Raw genomic sequence first — 11,566 nt, 5'->3', positions numbered from 1 at the left:
CCCCTTATTCGTCATTCCAAGAGCATCTAGCATTTTGTTTTTTTTATCGTTCCAAGTTTCAACTTGTTGAGCAAGTGGATGTTTCATTTCATTTGTTGCCCCAGCCTTGTTCTTATGCATTTTTGTGGCTGCAAATCCATCAGCTTTCCATTCATCAAACATAGTTTTATAAATGATAAAAGCATCTAAATAATTTTCGATTAATGGTTCTAATGAAGGTGTGAAATTGTCATCTTCAGTCAATAATTTTATGATTCTATTTCGTTCTTCATCTCTTGCAACATCCAGCATTTCCATCTTTTTCTTCTTTGACATTCGAGCCATTTTCACACCCCCCTTCATTCTTTAAAAATGGCGCAACTATTGATATGCCCCCTACGCTACCTATCCTCCCCAGAGGACAAATTTTAATTTTTGATAGGGGGGCTTCCGAAATAACTCGGAAAAACTTTTTTCGGTTTATCTTCATTTTCTTCGATTGTATGACAAACTGGACAAAGTAACCTTAAGTTATTTTCTTCTAATTTAAGAGTTGGGTCTTCTTTGATTGGTATTACGTGATGAACATGAGCACGTCTACCAAAGACAAACTGTCCACATCGTTGACAACATCCCTTCTCTCTTTCATATACCTTTGACCTGACATACTTCCATGCATCAGTACGATAAAATGGTTTGTTATCATGATGGTAGATGTTCTTCTTATCTTTCTTCTTCCTTGGCTTGTTACGCTTATGCTCTTCACAGTAACGTCCTTTGCTTATCTTGTTATGGCAGCCATTGAAGTCACAGTATTTCATGATAGTAAGTCAATGATATCTTCTTTCTTTTTAACATCAGCTGGAATCTCAATGCCTAGCTCATCAGCATACTCACGTAACTCTTTTATTGTCTTATTACTCAAGATAAGGTCTGTACCTGCTTCACCAATTGCCAACGTATCTTTAGTCAAATACCCTCCTGTTGAAAATCCTTTATCAGCAATCATACTCTCAGGATTAACAGTTACTTCAAATTCTGGTTCTTCATCTGTAGGAACAAATAGACTCTTCTTCTTTTCATTATCCCAATACTCTGTACCTGATATTGTTTTTCTTGTTTCAGTAATCAATTAGATTCACACACCTTATAATTATTTTCTTTCTTCCAAGTCTCGAACTCTTCTTTAGCAAGACCCAATCCTTTATCTAACCATTGCAACTGTATCTTGTTTTGTTCCACAATCTCTGAGCTAGTTTTAATTGTTACTACAATCTGTTCTCTTCTTGCTTCTTGTTCCTTAATCCATGCATTCATTTGTTTTACATATATCTCTTCTGAATTCATTTACTTAACACCATCCTTTTCAAATGCGACACGTTTGCGCTTTTCTTTACCTAGATAACCTCAAGAACTCTCTCATACCATCTACAACCTCTTTATCGTTTTCAATAAGCCTACCTTTGACATAGATATCTCCATTACTTTTCAAAGTTACAATCTCTTGTTCACCAACTTTTAAAATGATACTGTCATGTGAAGTATCTCTTGCCAACTTATTTAAATCTCCATTATGAAATATAAGACTCATCTCTACACCACCTATGTAATTTTTTGCATAAGAAAAGCACCCGTTTTGGATGCTTTTTATAGTTTAAATTTTTCTACTGTATCTGTTAGCTCAACTGCTATTCCTAATAAGCTTTTTTTCGTTCCTGGTTCTGCTTCTTTCTTTTTAATAAGCCACTCTGGATAATTTAATTCTTCCAGTAGATTTCTGAAATGTTTTGGATTTACTTGTAGGATATCAGGATTTTTCCCGTTAAACCTTCGATATTTCATTAGTGCTTCTAATAATTCTTCATTTAACATGAATTATAGTTCCTCCCCTTATATTCTACGTTTATAACTATTCATTACTGTCTACAATGATTCCTGTAAATGATTCCATTTCTTATATAGTTTAAAAGGAGGCTGTTATGAAATTCTTAAAAATACTACTTATTCTCTTTGTTTTTATCATTCTTACATGGTTTTGGTTTCCTAAATAAAAAAGAGCAACCGTGCACCAGTTGCCCTTTCATCAATTCTTTATGTTATTACTATAAACTCTTTTTGCAATAGTTAACATGAACTGAAGTGAACTTAACATTTTGTTAACTTAACTTCTGAGCATATTCAATCATACGCTTTATTTGCGCGTGTTTATTATAGATATAGCGCGGACTATAATGTAACTCTTCAGCAAGCTTTTCCAATGTTTTGCCCTCCACATACTTACCATACATGATCTTGTGTTCCAAACCATGGAATGTACTAATTACCTTTTTGAAATCAAACATGTCATTCATTTTTAAAGCTAATTCATGTTCACGAGTAGCAATACGATCTTCTAGTTTCGCTCCTTCTGATTCAGCTGTTAAACGTACTTCCCACAAATCACCACCAGCCCAGCGTTTTAATTCTCGTTTACTTCTATATAAGTCATTTTCCAAATAAATGATTTCATCTTCTAATTTTTGATAATCCTTTAGCCACTCTAACATTATGTGTGCCACCTCACTTATTTTAAGATGCCAGCTTGCACAAAAATATTTCTCCATGCATTTGTAACTCTCTCCTTATCCATTGCTCTTGCGCGACGGTCAATGGCTTTTTTTATCTTCTTTTTCTTTAAGTTAGCCACATCAACACTTCCTTCTCTCTATTGTTTTAATCAAATCTTATTAAACGCTATTTACAGCCTGAATGAGCGGTTTTAGCACTTCCTAGACTTATTGTATTCTCAATTAAAAACAAGCCTTTTCTTACGTGATTTTAGCATCCCATTCATTCGAACTGTTGTTCTTTGACTAGCACCTCACGCAAGTCATTAATCGTTATATCCTTCTCAAGTAAATCTTCCTCTTGTACATGGTAATTACGAACTTTTTCAACTGCTTTTTCCATTGTTTCCGCTTCAACGACTGCTTCATACATCTTCATTTGAGTAAAGGTAACATTGAATGTTTTCATTTCGTCCTCCCTTTCTATTCAAATAACGATTTTATTAAAAACTTTTCACCTTTTTAATTGGACAGGCATATGATATTGTATGGAGGCACCCTTTCATAAAAATCTACCTTTCTTGTTAAAGAGCATACTTACATGTGTGCTCTTTTTTATTTGTGGTAAAATGACTATTTTTTCAATATTTCTTTGTCACTCTACCAGAACAAATACATACACTATATTAAGCTGACAAATTGGACATTGTGAGCTATCATCTCATTGAAAGAGCATGCACTTTGTATGCTCTTTATTCATTGCAAAATTAAGATTTTATTTTAATTTCGCGAGCTATTCTTCCATTGTATAACCGCAACTTTTTTACATATCATATTAAAATCCAAGTAATTCTCTTTTAGGGCGGTAATAATATGAAAAAGACATTTAAATACATGTTAATCTTCTTTTGTGCAGTGTTTTATATTACATTTATAAGCTGTATGATTTATCAAAACTTTATCCGTGAGCATTTTATTCCGAAATCTAAGATGGAACATAAAAATTCATGATTAGGTATCAGGAGCGCTCTACAAGGCGCTCTTTATTTTTAAAATAAGAATTTTATTTAAATTTCATTAACTGTTTTCCCCATTTTACATATAGTAATATCATCCAAGTGAATACCTAGATTGCTCTGGACCAGCTTCCTGGTGTTCCTGGTGCACCTGTTACGAAGAACTCGTTTATAACCAGCGGGTTCTTTTATTTATTCATCACAAAATAACTATTTTGTCCAGATTTCTAATAGCTCTAAATTCTCATAGATATTACCTTTTACATGATTTAGGTTTAATTCACTCCACAGCAATTCAGCATGATCCACTCCGTTACAAATCCCCCAAGCGCCTTCCATCTGCTTAACTGCTCCTGTGAATCCATCTGTTTCTTCCATACGATCATGAAATTCTTGATAGACAATGTCCCCTTCGTAAATTTCTTTACCTTTTACATCCTTAATTCCCGTGTATTGAAGTAGCTCAACATCTTTTAAAGGAGAGATGTACGCCGCATAACAAATACCATCAACGTTATGTGCTAATTGCACTCTTTCTTTAGCGAAGTCTATAAATCCGACTTCATACATTTTCTCCATTACTTTGTCCCATGCTCGAAACTTAATATCGTCCATCTCCATTTCCCTTTACGAATAATCTTTTCCACATTACACATACTATCTACGAGTCAGCTACACTCTTTCAAAACGGAGTTTTACCCCTCCGGACTGTTTAGGCACATGGCAGGTGATTTGGTCAATTACCTGCCATTCCGATTAAAATAACACTTTGGTTTAGTTTTCTTTCCCACTCTCACCTTGACGTAAATGAATATTCTATTTTTTATGATTCAATCATGAAGCTCCCCCTCTTTACCGAACTGAACAGCACTTTTATTTATTTTTGTCAGAATACGACTAACTTGAACTTGACTACACCCTATTTCATTTGCAATGTTTTGTTGTGTCCTGTTCTGTAGGCTCATATCTAATACGATGTGTTCTTTATGTGATAATTGAGATTTAAATGCCTGTATCACCATTCTATTAATCGATACATCCTCAACGTTTTCTGCTTTTTTATCCTCTAGCATGCTTTCCAAGGTTAATTCTTCATTCCCGTTAGACTGGTGTACAACTTTATTCAAGGACTGTGTACCTGGTTGATAATGTAATGCGTTGCTTACTACGGATACATCTTCATTTAGGATACTTGCTATTTCTTCTGGAATTTCATCTTCTAGGTTTTGTCTCAGAATTTTCCCCTTTATACTGTATACACTTCGTTGCACTTTCACCTTTTGATAATCTCGAATGGCTCGGCCAATCTCACCTATGATTTTAGGAACAGCATACGTTGAAAATTTACAGCCATACTCAAGATCAAAATTATCCCTTGCTTTAATAAGACCTATCATCCCAAATTGAGTTAAGTCCTCTATATCTAAACCCGTATCATGTTCTATACTCTTCATTTTTTTCGCATACCGTTTCCAAACGCAATGATGCACAAGCCTTTCATACTTCTTCATAAATTCAGCATCTGACATTTCTCGAACGGTAGCTCCAGCTTTTACTTGGTCTCTTTCTTTAGTCATTTTTTGGATTCTCCTTCTTCAAAGTTAGGAAAGTGTTTTTCTTGTAACCTTGCAAAGGCTACCGAAAGTTCCTCTTTAGCTGAATGTTTATTGTCTTCTAACACTTTTTTAAAATCATCCAAAAAATCACGTACTCTTTCATCAGTTTTCGCTTTAATTATTAATTTCCACAGCAATTCTTTAATGCCATCAAGTATTTCTCCACTCTTATTATTTGCCATTACCTCGCACTCCCTGCCGTAATTGGAATTTTATAACACCCTTCTCTTAACCGATCTAAAATACGTCCACCTTGTAAATGGCCCAGACGTTCCTGTAGTTCCTCATCACTACAGTTACTTGTAATAATCATTCGTCTCCACGTACTGTATCGATAATCAACAATCGTATATAAAAACTCTGCTGCAAACTCTGAAGGCTTTTCTGCTCCTAAATCATCTAGTACTAATACATCGCACTTCATGAGTAATGCCATAATTTCCGCTTTACTTTCCTTATCACTGCTAAATGTAGAGCGTATCCTATCTAACAGTTGTGTCACGTTATATACAATCACTTTAGGACCCATACTCTCTAAAGTGTGTTTAATCGAATAACAAAGTCTTGTTTTTCCAGATCCGAATCCACCTTGTAAAAACAGCCCTTTTTCTTGCTTTTTTGAGATATTTTCAATAAAGTACCTTGCACCTTTAACTGCCTTCTCGACGCCCGCTCTCATTTCAAAGTTCTCAAGTGTAGCAGCGATATATCTTTCTGGCGTTGGCATTAAATATCGATTTTGTTCCCCTTGCTGCATTCTCTTTTGTGCTGTCTCTACAACATCCTGATATCTAATTTCATCTTGATCCGCAGATGGTTTCCTAAAGCATTTAGGGCATACTGGTTGCACTTTCCCCGTGGAATTAACCCCTGGTACTTTGGCGCCTTTTAAATGCTTTAATAAGTAGATAGGCAACTGCATCATCGGAACGAATATTTTACAAGTTTTGCACCATGCACCCTCTTCAAGTGACATAGCCTTCATTAATTCCTCTACACTGACTGAGTTTCTCACATCTCGATCACTACTGAACACTCTTTGAAAAAGTTCTTCTCTCCCCATTTAGCACACCCCTAGAATGGCAAATCATCTTGTTCCTCTGCTTCTTTTTGGAAATGTTCCAACCGTTCCTCAGCAGACATTTCCGAATGTTGCTTTGTTTTTGGTTTGCTATTTAAGTAGCTTTCAAACTTTGTTCCAAATAGTGTTTCAGGTCTTAAATATTCATCCCATTTTGCATCTCCAAACCAATGAGATTTCTTTATGTCAATTACTTTCTTGAACTGTTCAACTGTATAGCCTTCAGCTAATCTCGCTTTTATTAATGTTTGAGTTTTTTTAGTTGAGGTACGATAACTTTTATTACATGTAGTGTTGAGATAGTTTACTATCTCGACTATATATTCTGTAATCTCTGTAGATAGTCTCTGTGTATTCTCTGGTATTGGTCTGGTCAACTTGTCCGGTAGCACATGGTCATTTTTACCACTTCTTCTAGTCAAATTGTCCACATCGTTTACCGTTTCGAGCGAACGTAATTTATCATAATCAATGGTGTACCATTTAGTTTTATCGAATTTCATCTTGTTGTAGTTACCAGTCAATAAAATCTTGGTTTCTTCTAAGTTTTTCAAAATACGTCTAATTGTCTTTTCACTCCAAAATGGAAATTGTTTAGACCATTCAACAGCACTGTTATATATCCAACGTCTTTCATCATAGAAATGATTAGAACGATTTAACCAGTAATGTATTTGTTGTAAAAAGACCGCTTCATTTAACCCGATACTCTTTGCTAACGATGGAAGAACTAATAATGGTTCTTCGTTGATGATTAATTTACTCATATAGGCACCTCTTATATTTAAGGGGCATAATCATGCCCCTCTTTTCATAAACTGGACATGTATGTTATAATTTTTCTAAGTATTTTTTCATGGGTATTTCAGTAGGGTAACTTGTTGGCGCAAGTTACTTTTTTAATTGCTTTCATCATCCTCTATAACTCCTAAAATATTGCCTTCTAAATCTTCAACTGTTCTATACATAGTTAATCCCAAATCATTTTTAAGGAAATCGTTTATCTTTTCTTTCGCTTTTGGTGAATTGTCTATAAAATCCAAAATCACGTTATTTACCGCCCAATAGAAAGGCATTTCATAAGATGGGCAATCATATATACCTCTCATTCGCCCTTTTAGATGTCTATATTCCAGTCCTCTATGCAAGGCATATTCCATAAATGTTTTAAAAGTTTTTTGCTGTTCTTTATCTTCTCGATATTCTTTATATAGCCGTTGACCTTCTATTGCATTCCCTCCAAGAAGAGCACACACCTCATCGACACTAAAATCCCAAACATGAATAATATCTATAACCTGCTTACCTATACTTAAAGTTTGCTCCTTCACTCTATATAAAACATTGTTAACCTCATTAATGAAAAGTAGTTTTTCACTGGCACGTTGTATTTCCATAATCTCCATTAACCATTCATGCTGTTTTTGTAAACTTCTCTTTCGGTCATACAATTCGTCCATATCTTTAAAATTCGACTTTAGCCATCGCTTGTACCAAGCAATTGCATTAAAAACAATCATTTTATAGGGATATTCATTCCACTCTTCACCAAAAACTTTAAAAAACTCGACTTGATGGGTCATTTTACCTTTTCCAAATGTTTCAGAAACAAAATGCATTTGATTATCACACGAATAAACGCAGATGTACTCACCCTTATATTCTTTAAAAAGAAAAACATTTTTTAATTGCTCCACCTGTAATTGATCAGGAACTAACCTAAGTTGTTTTGCTTTCTTTTCAATACTTCTAAACACTTCTTTGTTTGTTATCATCTCCACGTAATGGTCCTCCTTTTAGATAATTAGATCATCGGTCTCCAGCCCTCAATAAATTTTAAAGCCTCATCAAAATCTTTCTTTAAAATATCTCTATAGCTATTCACATCAAATGCATCTTTTAAATTCTTACCTAACAAACCAAACAACTTACGTGTAGTGCCATGAACCTCTTTATCAATATGGCCTTGTTCCCATAGGAAATAGATACGTCTACCTTTTGCCTTCTCTATTACTCGTTGTTGTCCAAAATCAATAGTTAATTGTTCTTCAATAACATGTTCTAACTTGCTAACTCGATTGTTTAAGTTGGTTGTTCCTGCTGCAATTAGTTCGATTTGTTTGAATGGGTCAGTAGGGATTTCATTTTGCTTTTTTATATGTTGTTCCATTTGATGAAATCGTTCTATGTAAGAAGCAGAAAACAATGTCCCTTTCTTACCTGTCATTTTATGAGCAATTAACTCGCAGCCTTTTTTCGTGATGTTATAACATGGGCGCGCCTCATTTTTCTTATCTAAATACGTGCTTTGCCTAAAATATTCAACCACCTGACTTTTCAGGGCGTCATCTTCACTTAGATAACCTATATGCGTTTTGATATCTGCCATTAAATTATCATGCCGCTTCCCTACCATCTTTGCTACTTCCAAACTTGATAATGTTGCTTGTTCATTTACTGGTGTTAATTGGTCCATATAAAATCCTCCTCATTTTTAATAATGCTTGTCCATCCTACGCACTTGGAATAACTCGTATTGAGTTCGTATGACGATGAACTAAATGTAATTCCCCATCTACCTTTTTAAAAATTAACCAACTCTCAGGATTCAATTTGTATGATTTAAGGTGCACCTTTTCACGCTTGGTTAACTTTTTACCGTTTTTCATTAAAATCCCCCTCTAATCACTTCGCAAATAGTTCGTCTACTGTTGTTTTAAAATGTTTTGCGAGTAATTTTGCTTCTGTAAGAGTAAAATCACGTTTCCCTTTTTCTTTTAAGTAATATGTTTGCTGGCATATATTTACCAACTTCCCAGCATCCTCTTGTGTCATACGATGTTCTCTTCGAAGAATAAATAGGTTTTTATACATCTCGCTCATCATCCTTTATAAACTTTTCAATTGGCTTGTCCAAAAAACAAACTGCTAAAGGAACTATACAAATCACAAGTGCGACTATCATCAACGAAAACGTGCTTTCCTCTATCATTTTGTTATCGCCTCCTTTCAGTTACCTTAAGAATTTTGTTTTTTCTTTTGGTAATAATCTCGCATGTAATCGTTTCTTTTAGCTTTATTTTTCTGATACCAATTGCGATTGTAATCATTCTTAATTTCGCTTTCTTCCATATTCATTTTCTGCGCCACTTTTTTCCAATATCGTTCCTGAGTTGCTTTAACCTTTTCTTTATTAGCCGCTCTCCAGGCTCGCATGTAAGCCTTTTTTGCTTCTCGAGCAGATAAGTCTTTTTCATTATCCACACTATATACCCCCCTATACTTTGCTTCTAGCAAAGTTTTTGTTTGTCTTTTTCTCTTTATCTTTCTTTTGTTAAACACATTGTACAATTAAATTTGCTTGTTGCAAAGTATTTTTTCTAAAAAAATAAAAAAACTTGTCTTTACGCAAAGTTTTATTGTACATTATATATAACAAAGAGAGAAATAAACGTAAAGTTAAAAGGAGGTTTAATAATGTCTGAAACTATTGGTAGTCGTATTAAAGAGGTTCGTAAATCTTTAAAAATGAAACAAAATGAACTTGCAGATGCTGTCGGTGTAAACTACACAATGATTTCGCTATATGAATCAAATAAACGTGAACCTAGTAGGGAAACGGTAGAAAATATAGCTCGTGTTACCAACGTTTCCGCTGATTATATTATGGGGCTTTCAAAGCATAAAACTTTTGATGAAGAAACATCAAAAAAAATAACAGATGATGTTGAAGATATCATGAAACGTATTAATCAGCTTCCTGCTGATAAACGAAGCAAAATTATAAATATGATCAATGATCTATAAAAAAAGAACTTGGCAGATTAACTTCCACCAAGTTCTTTTTTTATTTTGATTATTTTTTCAATTGCATCTTGATCTCCTTTATATGCAAGTTCAACTAACTCACTTATTTTTTCTTTAACATCTACTCCTACTGTTTTTAGCATCAAAACCCCTCCTTTTTATATTGGTAAAAATTTACGGTTGTTTTTTTGTACATGCACATATAATCAACCAAGCCTAGAAAGCACGAAAGACGTCGCCATTTGGCAACGTCTCCCATTTATTCCTATTAAACTCAAGATCCTCCGGGTTCTGAGCTCATATATTGTACATATTCGTTATTTGTTTGCTTACTAACAGCTTGGTCTTTCTCCAATACCCCTGTGTTTAATACTAGTGCGAACGCACCAACAACACTTAACAATAGTATACCAACTTTTCTCATACTCTCTCGACCTCTCCCTGCTTATTTTTTAACAATTGAATTGTACGTCGTACCGCTTTAGCATAATGGTAGTTTGCAACCCGCTCAAAGCGTATAAGAGCCTTTTCCAAGCCCTCTAAATCTTCATTTATCCTAGCAATGTAGTAATCAGTAAACGGTGAACTACCACGTTCTTTAACTAAATTATATATCATTTCTAACCCTTTTTCCTTATCTTCATACAATCCTATATAGTAACCTAATTCTGAAGTATCAATGTAATCGAAATTAATTTTGTCTAAATTAAAACCAAATTCGATATATAAGTAATTTAGCGTAGTATTAAAAGCTTTATACTTTCTGCTTTCGCGAGATACTCCATGTTTATCTAGGTAGGCGATACTATCCGAAATCCACTTCTCAGCAAGGAATTTGTCATCAAACATATAACTTTCGCCAATGCAACACATACTAGTCGTATAAATTAGTGGGACATTGTTAGCCTCTTTTAGTAACTTTTCACATTTTTGACGACATAATTCTAAATTATCATCAAACAAATTAACATATGCCATCCTTTCATCGAAAAACATTGTTAACCAATTGTTTATAAAGTTATCATGAACCTCAATTAGATTTTTTTCCACCTTATCCATATACGGATTCATCGCTCTTATATTGAAGGTGTCATGCATAGACAAAGCGTATAATATATTGATTACTACTTGGAGTTCTGCATCACTTGAGAATAACTGTTCATCCATCTCTTCAATTAATGGTTGTCCTTTTTTTATGTTTTGATTACGTTTATTGAATAACTCATACACTCGAATATATTTATTTAATAAACGATCTCCTTGATGGATTTTCACCAAATCTGCTATTACATCATACTCACCAGTACCTTGACAATAAACCAAAGATTTACGAACATTAAGATCATTTTGAGAAAGTTTAATAAATTTCCGTATCACTTCTTGCCGTTCTTCTAAATTTTCATAGACAACATCCATAATTTTCATAAATGCGTCTAATTTCATTTCAGCTGTTTTACCAGTTACAATTCCATCAGTAATAACAGAACGATCCACACCGACTTTCTTTGCCAATGGACGAAC

General features: G+C 34.1%; 24 protein-coding genes. 1 reads left to right on the top strand and 23 read right to left on the bottom strand.

The genetic code is table 11. The features are described 5' to 3' along the window. The 20 genes from ACQGS6_RS16480 to ACQGS6_RS16385 form a co-directional block, all read right to left on the bottom strand. Positions 1 to 324, bottom strand: a 324-nt coding sequence (locus tag ACQGS6_RS16480) for a P27 family phage terminase small subunit (RefSeq protein WP_426965327.1), incomplete at its 3' end; no start/stop codon positions are given. Positions 325 to 407: 83 nt separating this feature from the next. Continuing rightward, positions 408 to 800: an HNH endonuclease gene (locus ACQGS6_RS16475; RefSeq protein WP_038413837.1), complete on the bottom strand. Its 393-nt coding sequence runs from the start codon at positions 798 to 800 to the stop codon at positions 408 to 410. Then, complete coding sequence (locus ACQGS6_RS16470) at positions 797 to 1,111, bottom strand: Rho termination factor N-terminal domain-containing protein (protein WP_098487720.1); 315 nt, start codon at positions 1,109 to 1,111, stop codon at positions 797 to 799. Before ACQGS6_RS16470 ends, ACQGS6_RS16475 begins: the two co-directional genes overlap by 4 nt. Then, positions 1,108 to 1,326, bottom strand: coding sequence for a hypothetical protein (locus ACQGS6_RS16465; protein WP_426965326.1), 219 nt, complete (start codon positions 1,324 to 1,326; stop codon positions 1,108 to 1,110). Before ACQGS6_RS16465 ends, ACQGS6_RS16470 begins: the two co-directional genes overlap by 4 nt. Before the next feature lie 46 nt (positions 1,327 to 1,372). Beyond that, on the bottom strand, positions 1,373 to 1,570 hold the full coding sequence (locus ACQGS6_RS16460) for a hypothetical protein (RefSeq protein WP_098487718.1): 198 nt from the start codon (positions 1,568 to 1,570) through the stop codon (positions 1,373 to 1,375). A gap of 56 nt (positions 1,571 to 1,626) precedes the next feature. Continuing rightward, positions 1,627 to 1,851, bottom strand: a complete 225-nt coding sequence (locus ACQGS6_RS16455) for a hypothetical protein (protein ID WP_426965324.1) — start codon at positions 1,849 to 1,851, stop codon at positions 1,627 to 1,629. A 284-nt stretch (positions 1,852 to 2,135) separates the two neighbouring features. Continuing rightward, positions 2,136 to 2,525, bottom strand: a complete 390-nt coding sequence (locus ACQGS6_RS16450; RefSeq protein WP_000895343.1) for a hypothetical protein — start codon at positions 2,523 to 2,525, stop codon at positions 2,136 to 2,138. 17 nt (positions 2,526 to 2,542) lie between these two features. After that, positions 2,543 to 2,665, bottom strand: coding sequence for a DUF3983 domain-containing protein (locus ACQGS6_RS16445; protein ID WP_001284975.1), 123 nt, complete (start codon positions 2,663 to 2,665; stop codon positions 2,543 to 2,545). 143 nt (positions 2,666 to 2,808) lie between these two features. Further along, positions 2,809 to 2,994 (bottom strand): hypothetical protein, encoded by a 186-nt coding sequence (locus ACQGS6_RS16440; protein ID WP_098487717.1) that lies wholly within the window; start codon positions 2,992 to 2,994, stop codon positions 2,809 to 2,811. A gap of 757 nt (positions 2,995 to 3,751) precedes the next feature. Beyond that, a complete protein-coding gene (locus ACQGS6_RS16435; protein ID WP_426965323.1) occupies positions 3,752 to 4,156 on the bottom strand; it encodes a YopX family protein in 405 nt (134 codons plus the stop codon). A gap of 215 nt (positions 4,157 to 4,371) precedes the next feature. Beyond that, entirely contained in the window at positions 4,372 to 5,118 is a 747-nt protein-coding gene (locus tag ACQGS6_RS16430) for a sigma-70 family RNA polymerase sigma factor (protein WP_098487715.1), read from the bottom strand. After that, a complete protein-coding gene (locus tag ACQGS6_RS16425; protein ID WP_098487714.1) occupies positions 5,115 to 5,339 on the bottom strand; it encodes a hypothetical protein in 225 nt (74 codons plus the stop codon). The genes ACQGS6_RS16430 and ACQGS6_RS16425 overlap by 4 nt, the downstream gene beginning before the upstream one ends. Beyond that, complete coding sequence (locus tag ACQGS6_RS16420; RefSeq protein WP_098487713.1) at positions 5,339 to 6,220, bottom strand: ATP-binding protein; 882 nt, start codon at positions 6,218 to 6,220, stop codon at positions 5,339 to 5,341. Before ACQGS6_RS16420 ends, ACQGS6_RS16425 begins: the two co-directional genes overlap by 1 nt. An 11-nt stretch (positions 6,221 to 6,231) precedes the next feature. Further along, the gene (locus ACQGS6_RS16415; protein WP_426965322.1) at positions 6,232 to 7,005 is read right to left on the bottom strand and encodes a conserved phage C-terminal domain-containing protein; all 774 of its coding nucleotides are present in this window, start codon (positions 7,003 to 7,005) and stop codon (positions 6,232 to 6,234) included. 132 nt (positions 7,006 to 7,137) lie between these two features. After that, positions 7,138 to 8,013 carry a hypothetical protein gene (locus ACQGS6_RS16410; RefSeq protein ID WP_257147402.1) on the bottom strand — a complete coding sequence of 292 codons (876 nt, stop codon included), beginning with the start codon at positions 8,011 to 8,013 and terminating at the stop codon, positions 7,138 to 7,140. Between the two features lie 29 nt (positions 8,014 to 8,042). Further along, positions 8,043 to 8,714: a Rha family transcriptional regulator gene (locus ACQGS6_RS16405; RefSeq protein WP_016099098.1), complete on the bottom strand. Its 672-nt coding sequence runs from the start codon at positions 8,712 to 8,714 to the stop codon at positions 8,043 to 8,045. A 37-nt stretch (positions 8,715 to 8,751) separates the two neighbouring features. Further along, positions 8,752 to 8,907 (bottom strand): DUF6906 family protein, encoded by a 156-nt coding sequence (locus tag ACQGS6_RS16400; RefSeq protein ID WP_000788372.1) that lies wholly within the window; start codon positions 8,905 to 8,907, stop codon positions 8,752 to 8,754. 16 nt (positions 8,908 to 8,923) lie between these two features. Next, the gene (locus tag ACQGS6_RS16395; RefSeq protein ID WP_000277641.1) at positions 8,924 to 9,112 is read right to left on the bottom strand and encodes a helix-turn-helix transcriptional regulator; all 189 of its coding nucleotides are present in this window, start codon (positions 9,110 to 9,112) and stop codon (positions 8,924 to 8,926) included. Beyond that, a complete protein-coding gene (locus ACQGS6_RS16390; RefSeq protein WP_000568869.1) occupies positions 9,105 to 9,230 on the bottom strand; it encodes a hypothetical protein in 126 nt (41 codons plus the stop codon). The genes ACQGS6_RS16395 and ACQGS6_RS16390 overlap by 8 nt, the downstream gene beginning before the upstream one ends. A gap of 26 nt (positions 9,231 to 9,256) precedes the next feature. Continuing rightward, on the bottom strand, positions 9,257 to 9,502 hold the full coding sequence (locus tag ACQGS6_RS16385; protein WP_000368215.1) for a hypothetical protein: 246 nt from the start codon (positions 9,500 to 9,502) through the stop codon (positions 9,257 to 9,259). 213 nt (positions 9,503 to 9,715) lie between these two features. Here ACQGS6_RS16385 and ACQGS6_RS16380 point away from each other — a divergent pair, with 213 nt between their 5' ends. Then, on the top strand, positions 9,716 to 10,045 hold the full coding sequence (locus tag ACQGS6_RS16380) for a helix-turn-helix domain-containing protein (RefSeq protein ID WP_000004989.1): 330 nt from the start codon (positions 9,716 to 9,718) through the stop codon (positions 10,043 to 10,045). Positions 10,046 to 10,062: 17 nt separating this feature from the next. On the opposite strand, the gene ACQGS6_RS16375 is transcribed toward ACQGS6_RS16380, so the two are convergent. The 3 genes from ACQGS6_RS16375 to ACQGS6_RS16365 form a co-directional block, all read right to left on the bottom strand. After that, complete coding sequence (locus ACQGS6_RS16375) at positions 10,063 to 10,188, bottom strand: hypothetical protein (protein ID WP_000921419.1); 126 nt, start codon at positions 10,186 to 10,188, stop codon at positions 10,063 to 10,065. A 131-nt stretch (positions 10,189 to 10,319) separates the two neighbouring features. Further along, positions 10,320 to 10,469: a hypothetical protein gene (locus ACQGS6_RS16370; RefSeq protein WP_001233256.1), complete on the bottom strand. Its 150-nt coding sequence runs from the start codon at positions 10,467 to 10,469 to the stop codon at positions 10,320 to 10,322. After that, the coding region (locus tag ACQGS6_RS16365; protein ID WP_426965321.1) for an AimR family lysis-lysogeny pheromone receptor at positions 10,466 to 11,566 on the bottom strand (1,101 nt) is incomplete at its 5' end. The genes ACQGS6_RS16365 and ACQGS6_RS16370, both read right to left, overlap by 4 nt.

The organism is Bacillus sp. GMs2/2 (assembly GCF_050172095.1).
In the GTDB taxonomy this organism is placed as follows: Bacteria; Bacillota; Bacilli; order Bacillales; family Bacillaceae_G; genus Bacillus_A; species Bacillus_A cereus.
The sequence above is the reverse complement of the archived record's forward strand: the minus strand, read 5'-3'. Positions and strand labels throughout refer to the sequence as shown.